Source organism: Collinsella sp. CLA-ER-H11, from assembly GCF_040092445.1.
In the GTDB taxonomy this organism is placed as follows: domain Bacteria; phylum Actinomycetota; class Coriobacteriia; order Coriobacteriales; family Coriobacteriaceae; genus Collinsella.
This window is the reverse complement of sequence record NZ_JBBNLN010000005.1, coordinates 119,810-141,061: the sequence shown is the minus strand read 5'-3', so window position 1 is coordinate 141,061 and position 21,252 is coordinate 119,810. Positions and strand designations below refer to the sequence as shown.

Annotated in this window: 15 protein-coding genes and 1 pseudogene; 4 read left to right on the top strand and 12 right to left on the bottom strand. The window is 62.5% G+C overall.

Translation table 11 applies throughout. The features are described 5' to 3' along the window. Position 1 precedes the first annotated feature (1 nt). Entirely contained in the window at positions 2 to 3,100 is a 3,099-nt protein-coding gene (locus tag AAAX35_RS05480) for a PD-(D/E)XK nuclease family protein (protein ID WP_349116977.1), read from the bottom strand. A gap of 184 nt (positions 3,101 to 3,284) precedes the next feature. After that, positions 3,285 to 3,584 (bottom strand): YerC/YecD family TrpR-related protein, encoded by a 300-nt coding sequence (locus AAAX35_RS05475; protein WP_022094855.1) that lies wholly within the window; start codon positions 3,582 to 3,584, stop codon positions 3,285 to 3,287. Between the two features lie 313 nt (positions 3,585 to 3,897). Between AAAX35_RS05475 and AAAX35_RS05470 the strand changes: the two genes are divergently transcribed. Then, complete coding sequence (locus AAAX35_RS05470) at positions 3,898 to 4,263, top strand: phage holin family protein (protein ID WP_349116976.1); 366 nt, start codon at positions 3,898 to 3,900, stop codon at positions 4,261 to 4,263. 136 nt (positions 4,264 to 4,399) lie between these two features. Here the strand turns inward: AAAX35_RS05470 and AAAX35_RS05465 are convergent, their stop codons facing one another. Further along, a complete protein-coding gene (locus tag AAAX35_RS05465; RefSeq protein ID WP_055250949.1) occupies positions 4,400 to 4,828 on the bottom strand; it encodes an Rrf2 family transcriptional regulator in 429 nt (142 codons plus the stop codon). Positions 4,829 to 5,081: 253 nt separating this feature from the next. Between AAAX35_RS05465 and cysK the strand changes: the two genes are divergently transcribed. Both cysK and mnmA read left to right on the top strand, forming a co-directional pair. Beyond that, positions 5,082 to 6,020: a cysteine synthase A gene (gene cysK / locus AAAX35_RS05460; RefSeq protein ID WP_117769517.1), complete on the top strand. Its 939-nt coding sequence runs from the start codon at positions 5,082 to 5,084 to the stop codon at positions 6,018 to 6,020. A gap of 178 nt (positions 6,021 to 6,198) precedes the next feature. Beyond that, positions 6,199 to 7,302 (top strand): annotated as a pseudogene (gene mnmA / locus AAAX35_RS05455) (tRNA 2-thiouridine(34) synthase MnmA); the annotation flags it as partial. Between the two features lie 136 nt (positions 7,303 to 7,438). On the opposite strand, the gene AAAX35_RS05450 reads toward mnmA, so the two are convergent. The 3 genes from AAAX35_RS05450 to AAAX35_RS05440 form a co-directional block, all read right to left on the bottom strand. Further along, positions 7,439 to 8,482, bottom strand: coding sequence for a M42 family metallopeptidase (locus tag AAAX35_RS05450; protein ID WP_117769513.1), 1,044 nt, complete (start codon positions 8,480 to 8,482; stop codon positions 7,439 to 7,441). A 604-nt stretch (positions 8,483 to 9,086) separates the two neighbouring features. Continuing rightward, a complete protein-coding gene (gene fucO / locus AAAX35_RS05445) occupies positions 9,087 to 10,253 on the bottom strand; it encodes a lactaldehyde reductase (protein WP_117769511.1) in 1,167 nt (388 codons plus the stop codon). 165 nt (positions 10,254 to 10,418) lie between these two features. Next, positions 10,419 to 11,135 carry a YoaK family protein gene (locus AAAX35_RS05440; RefSeq protein WP_117769509.1) on the bottom strand — a complete coding sequence of 239 codons (717 nt, stop codon included), beginning with the start codon at positions 11,133 to 11,135 and terminating at the stop codon, positions 10,419 to 10,421. Positions 11,136 to 11,388: 253 nt separating this feature from the next. On the opposite strand from AAAX35_RS05440, the gene AAAX35_RS05435 reads away from it, so the two are divergent. Next, positions 11,389 to 13,524: a YgiQ family radical SAM protein gene (locus tag AAAX35_RS05435; protein ID WP_233504580.1), complete on the top strand. Its 2,136-nt coding sequence runs from the start codon at positions 11,389 to 11,391 to the stop codon at positions 13,522 to 13,524. A gap of 156 nt (positions 13,525 to 13,680) precedes the next feature. Here the strand turns inward: AAAX35_RS05435 and AAAX35_RS05430 are convergent, their stop codons facing one another. From AAAX35_RS05430 to AAAX35_RS05405, 6 genes are all read right to left on the bottom strand, one after another. After that, positions 13,681 to 14,589 (bottom strand): type II CAAX endopeptidase family protein, encoded by a 909-nt coding sequence (locus tag AAAX35_RS05430; protein ID WP_158556879.1) that lies wholly within the window; start codon positions 14,587 to 14,589, stop codon positions 13,681 to 13,683. Between the two features lie 23 nt (positions 14,590 to 14,612). Next, complete coding sequence (locus AAAX35_RS05425; protein WP_022093947.1) at positions 14,613 to 14,834, bottom strand: hypothetical protein; 222 nt, start codon at positions 14,832 to 14,834, stop codon at positions 14,613 to 14,615. 215 nt (positions 14,835 to 15,049) lie between these two features. Next, positions 15,050 to 16,396, bottom strand: coding sequence for an ATP-binding cassette domain-containing protein (locus AAAX35_RS05420; RefSeq protein WP_199411336.1), 1,347 nt, complete (start codon positions 16,394 to 16,396; stop codon positions 15,050 to 15,052). Between the two features lie 36 nt (positions 16,397 to 16,432). Then, positions 16,433 to 17,497, bottom strand: coding sequence for an ABC transporter substrate-binding protein (locus tag AAAX35_RS05415; RefSeq protein ID WP_233506189.1), 1,065 nt, complete (start codon positions 17,495 to 17,497; stop codon positions 16,433 to 16,435). Further along, on the bottom strand, positions 17,491 to 19,245 hold the full coding sequence (locus AAAX35_RS05410) for a [FeFe] hydrogenase, group A (RefSeq protein WP_349116991.1): 1,755 nt from the start codon (positions 19,243 to 19,245) through the stop codon (positions 17,491 to 17,493). The genes AAAX35_RS05415 and AAAX35_RS05410 overlap by 7 nt, the downstream gene beginning before the upstream one ends. A gap of 50 nt (positions 19,246 to 19,295) precedes the next feature. After that, a complete protein-coding gene (locus AAAX35_RS05405) occupies positions 19,296 to 21,128 on the bottom strand; it encodes an NAD(P)-binding protein (protein WP_117769501.1) in 1,833 nt (610 codons plus the stop codon). Positions 21,129 to 21,252 lie beyond the last annotated feature (124 nt).

Below are 21,252 nucleotides of genomic sequence, written 5' to 3'. Positions count from 1 at the left end.
TCTACACGCCCCTCCTTACAAACGTACCTTCGTGGTTATACGAGCAGCGGCCATGCGCGGCCTTTGTCGACGCCGGGTCGACAGCAGCGACGTTGCCCGCCTCGAGTTCGCGCAAGCGCTCGGCGATGCCGGCCTCCACGCGATCGAGCAGTGCATCGAAGTCCATGTTGCCGCCCTCACCGGGAAAGCCCTTCTTAAGCCCCGGGATGCGGCCGTCACCACGCTCCTCCTCGAGCAGCTCGGCACTCGCGGCGCCTCGCAGCGCCGGTTTGCCACCCTTGGTCGAAAAATAGAGCGCCGCGCGGGTATCCAGATCCAGCGCCCGGCGCATGGCCTGCGCGTAGATGAGCGTTTGGGTATGCGTCGGCAGCCAGCGCGGATCGTCGATGGGAGCCTCGCCCGACTCCTCGTCGCGCACCGTGGGGTCGGCGAGCTTAAACTCCTCGACGCCCGAACGATGCTTGTAGTCGATTACCACGGCGCGATTCTCGGCATCCACATCCACGCGGTCGATACGCCCGCCGAGCGGCCAACCGGCATACTCGACTTTAAGATCGTTAAAGGCAAACTCCAGGTAGCGTGGAGCAAAAGGGGTCAGCGCCTCGGCTTCATAGGCAAGCACACCCTCCAGCTGCGGCAGAATCTCGGCCACCTGGCGCTCCTCTACCGGAGAGAGCGGCACGAGCGGACCCTCGTTGCCACGCTTGGAGGCATGCTCGGCCAATGTCTCGTCAAAGACCTCGCGCAGCAGCTCCTGAGCGCGCGGCAGGTTCTCGGGCGTCACGCGCTCCATGCCTTCCTGGGGCAGACGGGCGTGCAGATGCTCCAGCACGTCGTGGACAAAGTTGCCCTTTTCCATGTTGCCAAAGCCCGCGTCGATCGACTGGGGCTTCACGCGGTACGAGACGAACCAGCATAGCGGGCAGGTCGAATAGGCCTCGATCTGCGAGGCGGACGTCAGACGCGGCACGAGCGGCGCGTCCTCACCCTCGCCATCGCGACGGCGCAGGACCAAATACGGCACGGCCTCGGCACTCAGATGCTGAGGGGCTTCACAGGTCACGCGCTCGCGCTTGAGGCCTTCACCTGCCGCGGGATCAAAGTCGGCGATGATATCGCCCTCGCCCACGCGCATGGGCTTGGCAGCGCCAGCGGCCTCGGCATGTGCCCACAGCTCGGTCCATACGGCTGCCGGGTAGCACTCGCGTGCCTGGCGATCGTGCGTCACACGGGCGAGCGCGACCGGACCGCTCGCCGCCTGCATCGCACGGCCAAAGCGCACGCGCAGCAGGGCAGCGGGCTCCAAAGACACGCCGTCGCGGCGCAGCTCGGCTGTCAACGTGGCAAGCGGGCCCTCTTCGTGCGAAAGCGGATAGCTGCCCAGGTCGACATCGGCAAACAGCACGGCATCGTAGCTGCCAGGGCGAAGAACCGACGCATCGGCAAGCGACGCGAAGCGCACTTGTGCTCGTGGTGTGCGATCGACCTCATAGGTCTCGTAATCGTAGGCGGCACTGCGCTTGTCCACCTTGGTTCGAACGCCGTCGAGAACCGGCACGGTCGCGGCCTGCGACACGTCGAGCGCGCGAGCATCGTTCATAAGGATGTCGATGGCATGGCGCAGCAAAGCCGTCTCTGCCTGGCGACGGGCCTGGCCGTCAAGGCCGCCTAGAGCGCGATCGGGCAACGCCTCGGCAACGGCAAGCATGGCCTTAAGCGCCGTCACGGGCTTGTCACGCCACAGCGCCTGGAACACGTCCGAGACCACACACGGTACGTTCTTAAACCAGTTATCGTCGCTCGTCGCCTTGCGCGCGCCCCTCACCTGGCCCTGAACGCTCTGCAGCAGGCTCTTGACGCCCGCGGTAGTCTTGCTGCGCGAGAGACGCATATTCTTATCGAAGGTACGGGCATTGACGGCATCAGCGCCCGAAAGCGGACTGTAAATCCAGTCGGTAAGCTCCGGCGCGGGCCACCACTCAGTCTTGGAAGCGGTGCCCTCGTCGGCGGCTTTCATACGCTCGATCAGGTTGGCGAGCGCCGTAAACTGCCTGCCCGCGATGGACTGGGAAAACGCCGTGAACTCAGTCGTCTCGGCCGCAATGTGACGCGCCGCCAAACGGGCGGCGAGCTCGCCGAACAGCTGGGGTGCCCGGGCAGAAACGACGAGCACGCGCACGGGGTCGGCGGGCGTTGCAGTAGCTTTATCGGCCTTGGACTCCTTGTGCGCTTTCACCAACTTATCGATGGCGTCCGCATAGACATGAGCACGGGCATGGGGGCCGGCGACCTCAATAAAGGCAGGCTGAGCGGCGGCCCCGCAAGCGACATCAGACGCGACGGCGTCCTCCCCCAGCGGCGCGATCTCAAACAGCACACCGCGGGCATCAAATGCCGTGGCAAGCTCCTCGCGCATCGCCGCCTGCTCGCGGGCAAGCAGCACGACGACCTCTCCCCCATTGTTCGCCACGGCAGACAGCAGCTCGAGTAGACCGTGCGTAAACGACGTGGTACCGCGCACGCATACGGCGCGGGCGCACGCCGGCAGGCTATCGGCCAGGGCACCGGCCATAATGTCGGCTGCCTCGCAGGGCTCGACCATATCTCGACGGTCCAAACCGCCCGCGTAGGCACGCAAAAGCTCAAACACACGAGCCTCGGCATCGCTTTTTGGCTCAGGCTGGCAATTGTTGCCACCGCATCGCTCGGCCGTCGTCCCCGCCACACCCGGCAGCACATCGCGGGCCATGCGCGCGAGCATGCGCACCGTGCCCTGGCTACGCGAAAGCGGCTGCAGGTCGGCATCGTCGCGGCGGGCAATCATATCCGAAAACAGCATCTGACGTTGCAGGTTGTCGACGAAACCGCGCCCGTCGCCCAAAAGCTCCCAAAGCGAGCGAAGCCACGATGCGGGTGTCTTGTAGTCGATACCCAGCGAAATGCCGGCTTCCGCCGCATCATGACGGCACAGGTCGAGCTCGGCAAACGTTGGTGCCAGCAACACGGCACGCCCGTGACGGGCAACAAGGTCGGCAAGCAGCGCCGACTCGGCATCGCTCAAATCCGTGCCGGCATTGGTGGTATAGATTCGAACAGGCATGGTCCTCCGCTCAAACCGTTCGCAATAATCAATGCATCCATCCTACCCGCCCAAGCGGACACATTGCCACCGCAGTTCCATCTTTTGGTACAAAGCAACCTGAACCCAACGCACCAGCCGATTGCAGGCATATAAAAACCGCCCCCGGAGGGACGGTTCTTCGTAATTCAATGTTGTCGCTGGCCTACTCGCCATCCTCCAGTTTAATGAGGATCTTGCGGTAGCCACCGTACTCGCCGTTGAGCGCCTTGGATACACGGCTCACCGTGGTGGACGAAGCGCCGGTACGCGCCTGAACCTCGACATAGGGCTCGCCCTCGTCCAGGTAACGCGCGACTTGCAGACGCTGCGATAGATCGCAAATCTCACGCGGCGTGCAGATATCGGTCAAAAACGCTTGGATATCTTTCTCGTCGTCCAAAAGGCTAAATGCGTGGACCAGCTGCTTGACATCAGGCTTGTCAAACATGTTCTCGATATTCATCGATCACCGCCAAACCCGCCAAAAGGCATCGAAGTTGATACTGACATCGGGCATCGTTCACCCGTAATATGCAATAGGGCAACGCCTGTGGCTTTTGCCCGTAGCAGTTTAGCACACCACCAAACTAAAGCGACAAGACTCTCTGCCAGCGGCGCGTTTTTTAGGACGAACGCCGTTTTGAAACCGAATGCGCACGCAAGCTCCACGAATATCTGGAACAATGGGTGCCCAAACAGGGCCGTGTCCGTGCATCTATCCGAGTTGCAAAGGTGTGTGCCCCTCACCACGCCATGCGCAAGAAAGGATTCCCACCATGCGCTTTTTACTCAACTGGCTTTTGACCTCAATCGCCATCGCGATCGCAACGTTTCTCGTCCCCGGCATTCAGCCCTTCGGCGTGGCCGACGCCTGGGTGTGTTTTGCCTTCGTGGGACTGTTCCTCAACATCGTCGACTCGCTCGTCAAGCCGTTCCTGACGGTCATCTCGCTACCGCTCACTATTATCACGCTTGGTATTTTTCAGCTCGTAGTCAACAGCTTTATGCTCGAGCTGGCCAGCTACCTGTCGGTCAATCTGCTGGGCGCGGGCATCTCCATTGCCGGCTTTGGATCGGCCTTTATGGGCAGCATCCTGGTATCCATCATGCGCAGCATTCTCGATAGCATCGCCAGAAACTAGAACGACCGGATTCGGACCGCCACAACACGCCAAAAGAAGGCCGTCCATCGCAACGATGGGCGGCCTTGTCATTTGCCAAGCCTCAGAGGGCAAGAAAATCTACCATTTCTGCCCCGTCCCCAAATGGCAGGTGGGGCTAGATTACGTAGTCGTAGCCCTCGTTGGGGGCGACGAGCGCATCGAGCGTCACGCCGTCGAGGTAGTCATTGATGAGCTTGTCCAGGTTCTTCCACACGTCGAGTGTGGGGCACTCATCCGAACGCGAACAGCCCTTGCAGTCGCCGTCCAGGCATGCGACCGGCGCCAGGCTGCCCTCGGTCAGGCGCAAGATCTCGCCCACCGTGTACTGCTCGGGCGGGCGCGTGAGCACGTAGCCGCCGCCTTTGCCGCGCATGCCCGAGAGCATATTGGCGCGCACGAGCGTAGCCAAAATGTTCTCGAGATATTTCTCGGAAATCCCCTGTCGCGCCGCGATCTCTTTGAGTGGGATGCGACCGGCTGCCTGGTGCTCGGCCAGATCGACCATAACGCGCAGGGCATATCTGCCCTTAGTAGAAACCAACATGTATAGTGCTGCCTTTCGGTCATTTAGTCCGTAGAAATTCTAGCCGAAATATTGGTTTTGAAAATACCCGTTCCGGTCAAGATGGTTAATCGACTCGTAATAATCTTCTATTTCCTATTGCGTTACTAGGCTTTACTGTCTACTATGCTTGCCAACAGCAAAACGAACAACCCATAAGGTTTGTGGGTTTCGCTGCTACACACACCGTAAAACCACACGGTATCCAGTCATTTGAACACTTTGGAGGTTCACCATGAGCAAGGTTTACACGTCCATCGATCAGCTTATCGGCCACACCCCGCTTCTGGAGCTCACCCACTTTGAGGGCGACGAGGACCTCAAGGCTCGCGTGCTCGTCAAACTGGAATACTTCAACCCCGCCGGATCCGTTAAAGACCGCGTCGCCAAGAACATGATTGACGAGGCCGAGAAGGCAGGCAAGCTCGTGCGCGGCGGCGACTACACCATCATCGAGCCCACGAGCGGCAACACCGGCGTCGGCATCGCCTCGGTGGCGGCGGCTCGCGGCTACAAGGTGATCATCACCATGCCCGAGACCATGTCCGTCGAGCGCCGCAAGCTGATGCAGGCATACGGTGCGCAGCTCGTGCTCACCGACGGCTCCAAGGGCATGAAGGGCGCTATCGCCAAGGCCGAGGAGCTGCAGAAGGAGACTCCCAACAGCATCATCGCCGGCCAGTTTGTGAATCCCGCCAACCCGGCCATTCACAAGACCACGACCGGCCCCGAGATCTGGGACGACACCGACGGTCAGGTCGACATCTTCGTCGCCGGCGTTGGCACCGGTGGTACCGTGACCGGCGTGGGCGAGTTCCTCAAGGAGCAGAACCCCGAGATTAAGGTCGTCGCCGTCGAGCCCGCCACCTCCCCGGTGCTCTCTAAGGGCCAGGCTGGTCCGCACAAGATCCAGGGCATCGGCGCCGGCTTTGTGCCCGACGTCCTCGACACCCAGGTCTACGACGAGATCATCCCCGTCGAGAACGACGACGCCTTTGCCACCGGCCGCGCCGTGGGCCACAAGGAGGGCGTGCTCGTGGGCATTTCGTCCGGTGCCGCCGTGTGGGCCGCACTGCAACTGGCCAAGCGTCCCGAGAACGAGGGTAAGACCATCGTGGCCCTGCTTGCCGACACCGGCGAGCGCTACCTGTCCACGGCACTGTTCCAGGACTAAGGGCCCGTCACTTGTCGATAGGCCCAAGGCACGCCGGTCTACCCTCTCTTCTGGCGGCCTGAGCTCATCTCGTTAGGGTGTCCCACGAGACGTCCGAACTTGCTACAATGTCTGCGGCGCGGAACCAGCCTCCCGCGCCGCTTTTCTTTTTTGGCCACATGCCACCAAGGAGAACCTCCCCATGCACAACAAGCGCGTGCTCGTCGCCATGAGCGGCGGCGTCGATTCCAGCGTGACCGCGTACCTGCTCAAAAGCCAGGGCTACGAATGCGTCGGCGCCACCATGCGCCTCACCTGCCCCGCACCCGATCCCATCACGGGCATGAGTAAGGTCGACCGCGACATCGCCGACGCAAAGGCCGTCGCCGAGCGTCTGGGGATCCCCCATCATGTGCTCGACCTGCAGCAGACGTTCGACCGCAACGTTATCGAGCGCTTTGTGAACGCCTACCAGGAGGGACTGACGCCCAACCCGTGCATTATCTGCAACCGCCACATTAAGTTTGGCGCGCTGCTCGATGCGGCGCTGGACATGGGCTGCGACTACATCGCAACGGGACATTACGCCAAAACAAGCCAGGCGGCAGACGGCACCTGGCAGCTACATCGCGGCGAAGATTCCAAAAAGGACCAGAGCTACTTTTTGTATTCGCTTACGCAGGAGCGCCTGGCGCACACGATCTTTCCGCTGGCGGGCCTAGACAAAGAGCGCAACGTGCGCCGCATAGCCGCCGAGCAGGGCTTTACCAACGCCCAAAAGGCCGAAAGCGAGGACATCTGCTTTATTCCAGACGGCGACTACGCGGGCTATATCGAGCGCCGCTGCGGACATCCCGCTGCACCGGGCGACATTGTGTGGCGCGACGGCAGCGTGGTCGGACGCCATAACGGCGCGTTGCGCTATACCATCGGCCAGCGCAAGGGCTTGGGCGTCGCGATGGCGCATCCCGTGTATGTGACGGGCGTCGATGCCGCCAACAACACCGTGCATCTGGGCGAGGCCGAGGACCTAACGGCCACAGCACTCACGGCCGACGACTGGATCTGGAGCGCCCCTGCCGACCGCATGGAGGCAGAACTCGATGCCGGCGGCATTCGCGTGGGCGCCAAGTACCGTTACCGTCAGAAAGACCAAGCAGCGACCCTTACGCGCGGCGAAGACGGGCAAATGCTGCTGACTTTTGACGAGCCGCAGCGAGCCATCGCCCCCGGCCAGGCCGTTGTAGTCTACCACGGCGACATCGTCCTCGGCGGCGGCACGGTGACCGGCGCACTTAAGTAGCCCCATCCCCTTCATAAGTCGCGGTGAAATAGGGACTGTTTAAGCGTTTAAAACCGCCAAACAGTCCCTATTTCACCGCGACTTAGAGAGGACGGCCTCGGTCGGTACTGCCGTATCAGCCGAGGCCGCTGCATCGTTAGCGCTGTACGTAGGCGCGGACGAGCTCGTAGGTGTTGCGCACGCCGTCCATGTGGCTGCGCTCGTAGTTGTGGCTCGCGTACACGCCGGGGCCGATCAGGCCGTGACGGATGTCGTAGCCGGCGGAAAGCGTGGCCTCAACGTCCGAGCCGTAATGCGGGTACACGTCGATAGCGTAATCGAGCTCAAGCTCGCGCGCGATATTGGACAGCGTGGTCACCAGGTCGTAGTTGTACGGACCGCCCGAATCCTTGGCGCAGATCGACACCATGTGCTCGGTGCAGCCTAGGTCGTCGCCCACGCAGCCCATGTCAACGCTGATCATCTCGCGCGTGTCGGCCGGCACGAAGGCGCCGCCGTGGCCCACCTCCTCGTACACGGTAAAGAGCAGCGAAACCTTACGCGAAAGCGTCACCTCACCAGCGGCGACGGCACGCGCCAAGCCCAGCAAAATGGCGGCCGAAAGCTTGTCATCCAGGAAGCGGCTCTTAATGTAGCCGCTCTCCGTCACCGTGGTACGCGGATCCATAGCGATGATGTCGCCGGTCTGAATACCCAGCTCGAGCACATCGTCCTTGCTGTCGACGTTCTCGTCGAGCAGGATCTCCATGTTCTTCTCGACGGTCTTGACCGGCTCGTCGGCAACGTGCGCCGAAGGCTCGGTATTGAGAACCACGCCCGTGTACACATTGCCGTCACGCGTGTAGACAGTGCAGTTCTCGCCATCGGCCGTAGACCACTGGTGCCCACCAAGCGTCGTGGGACGCAGGCGGCCATTGTCCTTAATGGAGCGCACCATGGCGCCCAGGGTATCGACATGGCTCGCCAGTACGAGCGGCTCACCCTCGCCACCAAGTTCAACGAGCACGTTACCCTTATTAGAACGCTCAGGCCCAAACCCCATATCGCGCAGCGTCTCCATCAGATAATCAGTCGCCGCACGGGTATAGCCCGTCGGCGAAGCAATAGAAGTCAGCGTCTTAAGCTGTCCCGCGATATAGGAGAGCGTCTCCTCTAGAGAAGCATCGATTACAGAAGCCATGTGCATCCTTCCAAGCAAAACTAAGACCGAGTCCCGATTTTAACCGTTCTGCACGCGCAAGGCTCTGGGAGCCGAGCCACCTCCAGACGTCCTCGCGCCGATTTTGCGCACGAGCACGGCTTACGATCCCAATCTTGCATAAATCCTATCGGTATCTGCATAGAAATGAGGAATCTTTTTGCTTCGTCTCAGGGTACCCCACCTTGGGCCGTGCAAAAAACGGAGTATTCAGCATCGTGGGCCCCAACGACCCCATCGCGAACGACAAAACGACGCGGTTACAGCAGTGTTGCGGGTCGTCGCAAAGCAGAAACTCAGTAACAACCCCCTCCACTCATCGATAGCCCACCCGCAATGGCTGTCGATGGGCGCCTGCGGGCCACTACGGGCCATTCAAAACGTTATGCATTTTTAAGAGCTTGCTGAATACTCCCAAAAATGCACGCTGGGAAGTGCACCACCTATCCGTAGCGGGCAGTACACCTTGGTTTTGCCCGTCTCAGGGCATCGACGCAGCACAAAAAGCCCCGCCATGCGTAGCACGGCGGGGCCAGCGGCAAGTCAAAAGACCATACGCCTACGGGCGAAGGACCACCAAACTGGGTTAGGCAACCGGGCAGATCTTCTTGAAGAGCTCGATGACGTCGTCGAGCGTCGCCTCGCGCGGGTTACCCGGGAAACAAGCGTCGGCCATGGCGTCCTTGGCCAGGACCTCGATCTCGTCAGCCTTCATGGCCTCGCAGACGTGCGGGATATTCACGTCGGCGGAAAGCTGCTTGACGGCGGCGATAGCGGCGTCGGCAGCCTCGTCGGTGCTCATGCCCGTGGTGTCAACGCCCATGGCGACGGCAACCTTGGCCAGACGCTCGGCGCAAACCGGCTTGTTGAACTCCATGGCGATCGGCAGCAGCATGGCGCAAGCGACGCCGTGCGGGGTGTCGTAGTGAGCGGACAGGGTGTGAGCCATGGCGTGGTCGATGCCCAGGCCAACATTGGAGAAGCCCATGCCGGCGACATACTGGCCAAGGGCCATGCCCTCGCGGCCGGAGCCGGGCTGGCCGGACTTGGCCTCGGCAACGGAGTCGCGTAGGTTCTCGCTGATCAGCTTGATGGCCTCAAAGTGGAACATGTCGGAGAGCTCCCAAGCGCCCTTGGTGGTATAGCCCTCGATGGCGTGGGTCAGAGCGTCCATGCCGGTGGAGGCGGTCAGGCCGGCGGGCATGGAAGCCATCATGTCGGGGTCGACGACGGCGACCTCGGGGGCGTCGTTGGTGTCGACGCACACGAACTTGCGGACCTTCTCGGGGTCGGTGATGACGTAGTTGATGGTCACCTCGGCAGCGGTACCGGCGGTCGTCGGCACGGCGATGGTGAACACGGCGTGGTTCTTAGTGGGAGCAACGCCCTCGAGGCTGCGGACATCGGCGAACTCGGGGTTGTTGATGATGATGCCGATGGCCTTGGCGGTGTCCATGGAGGAGCCGCCACCGATGGTCACGATAGCGTCAGCCTCGGCGGCCTTGAAGGCCTCGACGCCGTCCTTGACGTTCTGAATCGTGGGGTTGGGCTTGATCTCGGAGTAGAGGCTCCAAGCGATGCCGGCGGCGTCGAGCTCGTCGGTCACCTTAGCGGTAACGCCAAACTTGACCAGATCGGGGTCGGAGCAGACGAAGATCTTCTTGTAGCCGCGACGCTGGAGCTCGCCGGGGATCTCCTTGATGGCGCCGGAACCATGATAAGAGATGGTATTGAGAACGAAACGATTAGCCATTGATAGCCTCCCATCGTGTGCGGGGCATCCATTACGCCCCACGCTATGAGTCCCATCCTAACGCTTTTGAAACAAAAAACGCGTGAGAACGTCAAACTATTTAAAGCGTTTCAACAGATGATGAAAAATAATGCGGCGAAGGGACAGCCCCTTTGCCGCATTCGGTTACTTTCGGCAGCCCTCTTTCCAAGCCTCGGCCGCAACCTTCCAGCGTAAGCGCAAGTCGCGCTCGCGGTCGATGAACATGATGGCAAACGCGACAAACAGCAGCAAGCTCGCCACGACGATGGCGTGCAGGCCCATGCGCTCAATACACCAGTTGCCCAACACGGCGCCAAACACAAAGGTAAAGATCACGCCAAAGTACAGCAGGCCGTTTTCCAAAAAGCCGCGCCTGTGGGTGATGATGTAATCGTCCACGTTTTGCAGCGCGTTGCGCAAGTTGCCGATGCACATGGTCGTAGCGATGCCGTGACCGTGGATCTTGCGGAAGCTCTCGACCTGCATGCCGCAGGCAAACGAGGTAAGGCAGTTGGCGAGCAGGTTGTAACCGCCACCGGGGATAAAGCTCACGCCCAGCAAGATGACGGCTTCAAAGAACACCGTCACCTGACGCCAGTGGATCACGCTGCCAAACCGCTCGTGCACCAGGTCGGCAAGCATAATGCCCACGGCAAACGACACCACGGGGAAGAAATAGCGTCCCGCCAGCACCCAATTGCCCTCCGAAATGCTCACGCCCACAAGCAGGATGTTGCCCGTCTGCGCGTTGGCGAAAACATGGTCGCGCCCAATGTACGAATACACATCCATAAAGCCACCGGCGAGCGCCAGGATAATGCCCAGTTCGATGGACTCCGATATCTGTTTGGCACGCTGCATCGTCGTGCATCCTCCTTGTTGACGACCCTCTCGTGCGTTGGCGGAAACATAACCGCCGTTCATACTGTAACCCATTGACAACATGGCGTGCGCGCGAGACGGGTTCTCCAACGCGCAGATACACAGTCTGGAAACAAACGACTGGCTCAGCGACGCTCTCACTCACCAGCTCATGTACTCCCCCAGTCTTTTTAGCCCCGCCCCAAAAAGACTGGTTACAATTACGTGCAGCATACAAACACCGGGAGGGATCGTGGCAAAAAAGCCTCAGCACGCTCAGAACAACCAGCGCAGTCAGCAGGGCAAACAGGGCCAGCAGCAAAAGCGTGGCGGCAAGGCCCAGGGCGGCCACGCCGCTCATACCCCGGCAGCGCCCGCCCGCCCCTGGCGCCCGGGCCGCGATAAATTCCTCCCCGTCAGTCGAGCCGACATGGATGCACGCGGCTGGGACCAGTGCGACTTTGTCTACATCTGCGGCGACGCCTACGTGGACCATCCCAGCTTTGGCATGGCCATCATCAGCCGCGTCCTCGACGCGCACGGCTACAAAGTGGGCATCATCTGCCAACCCGACTGGACCGACCCCGCCAGCATCACCGTGCTCGGCGAGCCGCGCCTAGGCTTTCTCGTCAGTGCCGGCAACATGGACTCTATGGTCAACCACTATTCGGTGACCAAGCATCGCCGCCACACCGACGCCTATACCCCCGGTGGCGAAGAGGGGCGCCGTCCCAATCGCGCCGTCACGGTCTACGGCAACCTCATCCGCCAGACGTTTAAGGACGCCCCCATCATTATCGGTGGCATCGAGGCAAGCCTGCGTCGCCTGGCCCACTACGACTACTGGCAGGACAAGCTCAAGCGCTCGGTGCTGCTCGACTCGGGCGCCGACATCCTCATCTACGGCATGGGCGAGCACGCGATTGTCGAGATCGCCGACGCGCTCGACGCGGGACTGCCCGTCGACCAGATTACCTATATCAACGGCACCGTCTACCGCACCAACTCGCTCGACGAGGTCTACGACTACGACCTGCTGCCCAGCTGGGACGATCTTGCCGCCGACAAGCTCAACTACGCGCGCAGCTTTAACGTGCAGCAGCAGAATATGGACCCCATCACCGGCCATCGCCTGGTAGAGCCCTATCCCAACAGCGTCTATGTGGTGCAAAACCCGCCGTCGACGACACTCACCACCGACGAGATGGACGAGGTGGCAGAGCTCCCCTACGCACGCGATTGGCATCCCGACTACGACGCGGCAGGCGGCGTGCCGGCCTTTGCCGAGATCAAGTTTTCAATCAGCTCTAACCGCGGGTGCTTTGGCGAGTGCTCGTTTTGCGCCCTCACCTTCCACCAGGGTCGCGTGCTGCAGATGCGCAGCCACGACTCGATCATGCGCGAGGCCGAGCTGCTCACGCACGACCCCGAGTTTAAGGGATACATCAACGACGTGGGCGGACCGACGGCCAACTTTAGCCGCCCTGCCTGCGACAAGCAGCTCAAGCACGGTGTGTGCAAGAACAAGCGCTGCCTGTGGCCGAGCGTATGCAAGAACATGGTGGTCGACGAGAGCGGCTACACGCAGTTGCTGCGCGACCTGCGCCAGCTACCGGGCGTCAAGAAGGTCTTCGTCCGCAGCGGCATCCGTTTTGACTACACCATGGCCGATGCCTCGGACGAGTTTTTGCGCGAGCTGCTGGAGCATCACGTCTCGGGCCAGCTGCGCGTAGCGCCCGAGCACGTGAGCGACGCCGTGCTGTCTGTGATGGGCAAGCCGAGCCGCGCCGTCTACGACGCATTCTGCCGTAAATTTGAACGCTTGAACCGCGAATACGGACTCAAGCAGTACGTAGTGCCGTACCTAATCTCGAGCCATCCCGGCTCAACGATGAAGGAAGCTGTGGACCTTGCCGAGGCCGTGAGAGACATGGGCTACATGCCCGAGCAGGTGCAGGACTTCTACCCCACGCCGTCCACCATGTCGACGTGCATGTACTACACCGGCGTGGATCCGCGCACCATGGAGCCGATCTATGTGGCGCGCGACCCGCACGAGAAAGCCATGCAGCGCGCGCTCATCCAGTATCGCAAGCCCGAGAACTACAAGCTGGTGCGCGAGGCGCTGGAAAAGGCCGGCCGCCGCGATTTGATCGGCTACACCAAGCATTGCCTGATTCGTCCCGTGCCCCCGCGTCCGGGCGAGACGTCTGCTGGCGGTGGCCATGGCACCGGCAAGAAGGGCGGCAAGGCCCACGGTGGCGCCGCCGGCAAGGGACCCAAAGGCAGCAAGGGCCACGGTGGCATGTCGCGCGCGCAGAACACTGCCGGACGCAACCGCGCGGCCCAGGGACGTCAGGGCGCCAACGGCGGCGGACGCCACAACTAGCGTGGCGAGGGCCGGCCGGTGCCTCTTGGCCAGTCGGCGTCTCCTCATCGCCCAAGCGTGTTTTCCCTAGGGGAAACACGCTTGGGCTGTCTCCAGTCGTGATTTCCCTAGGGGGAACACGCTCAGACACGCCTAGCCGTGTTTTCCTTAGGGGAATCACGCTTGCTGGCAGGGACGATCCGTCTGGCACGTCAGTTTGAGCGACCGCATCGCCTCTACCAGCACAAAGCCGGCGATGCCAACCGTGACCACAACGTCGAGCGGCGTATTCACAAACCACGGCAGCCCCATGAGATACGACCCGGCATTAAAGGCAAAGTGCAGCAGGATCGTGTAGCGGAGCTTTCCGGTGGTCACGAGCACCCAACCGAAGATGAGGCCGGCGGCACCCGCGTAGCAACCCTGTACCCAATTCATGTGCATAAAACCGAAGATTGCCGCCTGCAGTACAATCGCCGCTGCGATACCCCACGTGCTTGGGGCCGCCCAGGGCACCATGGCGCCGCCCTGCGCGCTCGCACGACGCCGGCGCTTCCAGAGCGGACGGCACTGCGGGTTAAATGCTCGGAGCGAAAACTCAAAAATGATACCGCGCACCAGCAGCTCCTCGCAAAACGGAGCGCCGATCACCGTGGTCAGGACGGCCAGATAGCTCGTTTCGCCCATGCCCGTCTCCTCGACAAGTTCGCTGTAATCGGCCGCCGCCTCGGGCAACAGCGACAGCACAGCGTCGGTCACGTAGCCAACGACCACCTGCAGGGCAAGGCCGATCACGATAACGCAGGCGATGCGCCTCCATGCTTTGCCTGCTCCCCCGCCAAGCGGGCGCTCGCCCTGCCAGCGCGCCATAAACGAGCGCGGCCACAGATAACGCCACCACAGCAGTGCCATCAAAAACGACGCCATCTGCGCGGCAGCCTGAAGCAATTGAATATCGAGGTCGTCAATCGAAAAGCCCATGAACACCGACGCGACACCAAGGGCGGAAAACAAAACGACGCTCAGGGCAATATCGGCAGCGACGACGCCAAAACAGGCAAGCGCCCAAATCATCGCATTGAGCATGCCAACCTCCTCCCGACGACTAGTCATTGGGGACGTTCTTCAACGACTAGCTGTTGGGGACACTCTTTACCAAAAGCCCCGCTCGGCGAGATGTCGAACGGGAAGGTGCCGCAGCGATTGAAGGCGGCGATAAACATGCGGATGGCGTTGGACGGCGTAGTGCCCACGAGCTGGGTTGCCGCCGCGAAGGCCGCCTTTTCCTCGGGCAAGACCTTCGCGACAACCGGGGTCATGTGTTCTGCCATGGCGCTTCCTTTTTGAAACGACGGTGGTGCGGATGGATGCGGGCCACGCGGCTGGGCGACGGGCTGTGAAGGCAACCCGATTGGCCCGCATCTTGAGTTTGTTCTACGGCGTTGGTATTACTTGGTATTCCTAAGTATTACCCCGTAGATAGAATACCATACCCGACCCCATGGGGACGGAGAAAAAACGGATCAATTTGTTGCTGAGTAAGTCTTTAGAGCGTGATGATGTCCGAGATATTGAGGGCCCGAGCGTCAGCGGAATCGTGCGTGGCAAGCAACAGCATACGGCCGTCGAGCAAGTCGAGCACGACCTCGGTGCATGCGTCGCGCGCAGCGATGTCTAGACCGGTAAAGGGCTCGTCCAGAATCACTGCGCCGCCCGGACACAGCAGGGCTCGGGCAATCTCGACACGACGGCGCTGCCCGCCCGAGAGCTCGGCCACGCGGGCATGCACATCGATCCCCGGTACCAGCAGGCGCAACAAGGCAGCGGCACTCGAGGTATTCACGCGTGCATCGGCGCACACCAGCACGTTATCCAAAGCAGAGGCGTCCTCGACCAGGCGCACATCCTGAAACACCATGGAGCACGGTGCGCACTCCCCCGCCACCAGCGCAAGCAACGTCGACTTGCCCACGCCCGAAGCGCCCATCACACAGGTGCGTCCACCGGCGGGCACATGAAGCACCAGTCCGTCGAGCGCCGGCGACCAGGGCGCCCGGTCGCCCACGGCGAGCGCAAGCTCCGCAGCAGCCCCGCCGCCAGCAGAGCCGCACGCACGCCCGCGGCCACCGCGCCCATGCGCCCGCACGGCAGTACGCCACGCCACGGGCCCCGAAGCCCGCAGCAACCACACCAGCACGCGCTCGCATGCCCACGATGCCGCCACGACCAGCACGGTCCACGCCAGCAGGTCCGCCGTCTCGATCAAAAGCTTCGCCTGATAGATGCGTTCGCCCACGGTGCCCGTCGCCATGCCGATGAGCTCCGCCGCCACGCCGGCCTTCCAGCTCATGCCGATCACGGCACGCGCACACGAAAGCACAAACGGCAGGACCTCGCGCCAGGTATGGGCGCAAAACAGACGCCAACCCTGCACGCCATGCAGACGAAACATCTGCTCCAGCGGCTGATCAACCTGTGCCAAACCCTCGACCAGCGAAAAATACACTCCCGGCAGCGCCATCAAAAAGACCGCCGCAATGCTTACGCGCGCCGACCCCAGCCAAATGAGCAGCAGGACCACCACGCAGGCAACCGGCGTCGCCTTAACAAACGAAAGCGCCGGAGCCACCAAGCGGGCAAACGCCCGCGAGCGCGACGAAATTCCGGCCAGCAAACCACCGCACACCGCGGCAAGCGCCAAACCGCCTAGAATCCGCGCACCCGAGCCCGCCAGAATCGCCCACGTGCCGGCATCGCATACCAGCCGCAGCAACGCCACCACAACAGCACCCGGACCCGGCAAAATCAGCGGCTGTGCCACCAGCGCCGCCACGAAGACCCACACGGCAAGCCAAAAGGCGGCAACGGCACCTGCTGCCGCCACCGCCTTCATACGCTCTATCATTTGTCGAGCAAACGCACGCACGGGTTACTCCATGTAGTAGAAATCATCAGCCGGGAGCTTGCTGCCCACGGCGCTCGCGTCCGCATCGGCCAGCACCTTCAGGTACCCACCGAGCGCGGCCTTCATATCCTTCCCTGTCTGGCAGACAAGCATGCACCCGGGAATCGCCTTTTCGGCAATCGTGGCGTTATCCACGATGCCCGCATCGACCACGGCCTGCGCCCAGTCCGCCGGCGCCGCGTTCACGGCCTCAACGCTCGCAACATGGCAGCTCAGGAATTCCGCCACGGCCTCGGGATGCTCCTCGGCAAAGGCACGGCGCACCACGGTCACACCCGTCAGCAAGCGCGAGCCCGTGTCTCCTGCCAGCTCGTCCCACACATCGGTCAGGCTCACCGGTGCCGACAGCTTGCCCTCGCTCTTGGCGATGGCCGCCGTCTTGAACGGCTCGGGTAGCACGCCCACGGCAGTCGGGTCGGCAAGCAGAGCCGAGAGCACCTCGGTAGGCTCGCTCTTAAACTCGAGCGCCACCTGACCGGCCAAGCCCGCGCGCTCCAGCAGGTAGTTCATGACGTACTCCGGCGTGGTGCCCTTGCCCGTCATATAGACGGTATGGCCCGCCAGATCGCCAAACGAGGCCACACTCGCGTCGCCCGTCACCACGTTCAGCACGCCCAGCGTGTTGATGTCGATGACCTGCACCGCGCCCTCGGTCTTGTTGTAGAGCACGCTCGCCACGTTGGCGGGCACCAGGGCGATATCGATATCGCCCTGAATGACCTTGGGCACAATCTCGTCGGCGGCAGTGTTGATCGCAAAGTCGAACTCATTGTCCGTCTCGCCATCGGCTGCCTGGTCCATAAACTGCACCAGACCGATCGACGTCGGACCCTTGAGCGAGGCGACGTGCACCTCGACCGGCTCTGCGGCAGCACCGGCGCCGTCCGTGGCAACCGAGCCCGCGGCGGACCCGGCACCGGCAGCCCCGCCGCCACAGCCCGCGAGCGCAAGTGACAGGGCGCCCGCGGCGAGCGCCGAGGCAAACCCCCGGCGCGACATCTCAAAATCAAACGCGCGCATCGCTAGCATGTCCCCTCGTTAGGCATCGTCCATGCGTGATGGTCGGTATGCAGCAGCTCCTCGGCCAGTGGCGAGAGCGGCTCGCCTAAGAACTCGCGGTAGCACGCCTGGACATCGGGATTCTCGTGCGAGAAACGAATGTCCGCCTTCGCATCCAGGCTCCACAGCACCTGGCCACGCTCAGCCGCCAGCTCGCAGCCGTCGTGGATGGGCTGACCGCCGCCACCGACGCAGCCGCCCGGGCACGCCATGACCTCAACAAAGTCATATCTCACACGGCCGTCGCGAATCGCGTCGAGCAGACGGGCGGCGTTGCCCAGCCCGTGCGCCACGGCGACGCGCACCTTGGTACCGTCGATATCGGCCACGGCCTCCTTCCAGCCCTCGAGTCCGCGCACGTCAGTGAAGAAGTCGGCATCCGGGTTCTTGCCCGTCACCAGGTAATATGCCGAGCGCACGGCGGCCTCCATCACGCCGCCCGTGGCGCCAAAGATCACACCCGCGCCCGTGCCAAAGCCCAACGGCGTATCGAGCGGCTCCTCGACCAGCGTGTCAACGCTCACGTGGCTCGCGCGGATCATGCGCACCATCTCGCGCACCGTCAGCGCAACGTCCACGTCGGGCGCGCCGCCCTCGCCCATCATGCTCGGCAGCGCACACTCGGCCTTCTTGGCCGTGCATGGCATAACGGACACCACGAACAGACGCTCGGGCTCCACGCCCAGCACCTTGGCGTAGTAGGTCTTGGCGATAGCGCCGAACATCTGCTGCGGCGACTTTGACGTGGACAGGCTGTCGACAAACTCGGGGTAACGTGCCTTCACAAAGCGCACCCAGCCCGGGCAGCAGCTCGTAAACATGGGCCAGCCGCGGCTGTCGCCCTCACCCTTAGCGGCGGCGCCCAGGCGCTCGAGCAGCTCGGAGCCCTCCTCCATAATGGTGAGGTCGGCCGAGAAATCGATATCGAACACATACTCAAAGCCTACGCGGCGCAGCGCGCAAGCCAGACGCTCGACGGTTGCCTCCTCGCGCGGAATGCCGAGCTCCTCGCCCCAAGCACTACGCACGGCCGGCGCGATCTGCACCAGCACGATCTTGTCGGGATTAGCGAGCGCGTCAAACACGGTCTCGGTGTCGTCGCGCTCGCGCAGCGCGCCCGTCGGGCAATGCGTGATGCACTGGCCGCACGCGACGCAATCGGTCTTGCCGATCGGCACGCGCCCGCGGGTGCCCACGGCGGTATGCGTGGCGCGGTTGGTCAGGTCCCAAATCCCTAGGCCCTGTACGCTCTCGCACACCTTGATGCAGCGCATGCATTTAATGCACTTGTCGTTTTCGCGGATGATGGGGAAATCGAAATCCCAGCCCTCGCCCGCCAAATGCCTTTGATACGGCAGATAGAAAATGCCCAGGTCGTTGGCAATGGTCTGCAGGTTGCAGTTACCGCTGCGCACACAGCTCGTGCAGCGTGAATCGTGCTGCGAAAGCAGCAGCTGCACGTTGGTGCGGCGCGCCTCGCGGGCCTTGGGGCTGTTGGTGTGGACCACCATGCCATCGAGCACGTAGTTGTTGCAGGCGGCAACCAGCTGGTCGCAGCCCTCAACCTCGACCACGCACACGCGGCAGCCGCCGATCTCGTTCAGATCGCGCAGGTAGCACAGGGTGGGAATCTGGATGCCGACGGACTTGGCCGCGTCCAGGATCGTGGTGTGCTCGGGCACCACGACCTCGCAATTATCGATAGTGAGCTTGACCATATTGAGTGCTCCGCTTTCGGTGTTATCGCTGACAGTGGGGTTGTTGAGCTCTACCATTCCAGGTTCCTCCCTCCGCGGAACGCGCCAAAACCAAAGTGGTCGCAACGCAGGCAGCGGCTTGCCTCCTGGCGCGCCTCCTCCTCGGTAAGGCCCTGCTCGACCAGATTCCAATCGTGAATACGCTCGCCGGCCTCGCGCTCACCCAGCTCGCAGCGGCCGCACTCGTGCTTGCCCTTAAACTGAACGGTCGGCAGCTCCACGTCGAGCTTGATCTTGTGGTCGAAGCCCAGATAGCGGTCGATGTTTGCCGAAGCCACGCGGCCGGCGTTGATGGCACGGATGACGGTGGCGGGGCCGGTCTGGCAGTCGCCGCCGCTAAAGAGGCCATCGAAGTTGGGCACGGCACCGTCCGAGTCGGTGACCACGCAACCCCACTTGCAGGCGATGCCCATGTCCTCAAACGGCTTGGAATCGATGTCCTGGCCAATGGCGACAAACACGCGCTCGCAGGGGATGACGCGCTCGGGCGTAGCGGCGGCACGCGGAGCCGGACGACCGCGGCGGGGCTCGCCGATAATCTGCGGTTGCACGCGCAGGCCGCTCACGCGACCATCTTCGCCCGTCTCGATAGCGAGCGGGGCCGTAAGCTCCAGAACCTCGCAACCCTCGGCCTGGGCGCCGGCGATTTCGGCGTCCTGAGCCGTCATATCGCAGATGCGACGGCGGTAGACGATGCTTACCTTTTCGGCGCCGCAGCGCACGGCAGAGCGCGCCACGTCCATGGCCACGTTGCCGCCGCCGATGACGCACACGCGCTGGCCGCTCAGGTCGGGCAGTTCGTCGTCTCCAATGGCACGCAGCATCTTGACGGCCGACTCCACGCCGGGCGCCTCTTCGCCCGGAAGGCCGAGCTTCTTGTCGCTATGGGCACCAATGGCCAGATAGACGGCATCGAACTCGTCGCGCAGGCGGACAAGCTCCTCGCCGTTGACGGAGTGATCGAGCTCAACGTCGATGCCGGCGCTCAAGATCCAATCGATCTCGGCCTGCAGGCGCTCGCGCGGCAGACGATAGCTGGGGATGCCGTAGCGCAGCATGCCGCCCAAGTGGTGGCGCTGCTCAAAAATGGTCACCTTGTGGCCCATCACGGCCAGGTAGTAGGCACAGGAAAGGCCGGCCGGGCCGCCGCCGATCACGGCGATGCGCTTGCCGGTGTTGTCCACTACATGCGGCTTGTGGTCGTTGAGGTCACTGTGCTCAACGGCAAAACGCTTGAGGGCGAGAATGTTCATGGGATCATCGACCATGCCACGGCGGCAGTGCATCTCGCAGGGATGCTCGCACACCAAGCCGCAGACGAGCGGCAGTGGGTTGTTCTTGCGGATGACCTTGACGGCGTCGGCATAACGGCCTGCCTCGACGAGCGAGATGTAACCAGGAATGTCGACGTGCGCCGGGCAGCCCGAGACACACGGGACGCGAGCCTCGCGGTCAAAGCCGCAGGAGTGCTCGCGGATGTGGTGCTCAAAATCGTCGCGGAAGCCGCGAATGGCCGTGAGTGCCATGGCGCCAGCTTCGTAGCCGATGGCGCAGTCGCTCGAAAGGTAGATGGTGCGGGCCGTGCGCTCAATCAAGTTGAGCGTGGACTCGTCGGCGCGGCCCTCGAGCACATCGGCGAGCAGGTCGCTCAGCGCGCTCAGGCCCACGCGGCAGGGCGTGCACTTGCCGCAGCTCTGGGTGGAGCACAGGTTGACGAGCGCCGCCGTAAACTCGACGGGGCACGGGGCGAGTGAACTCACCGCCAGACGACGTCCGAGTGCATCGTGCAGGTCGTCCATGACGGCCTGAGCGTGGCTGCGTTCCATTACGTGCAGTCGAGCCATAAGATCCCCTCTCACATGGCAGCCCGGAGGCGAGGCCGGGCGAAATTGCTACACGCACAACACTGACCTAAAAAGTTGTTAGGTCTCCACGCAGTTCGGCAGGCGGTATGAAATGTCACCATCA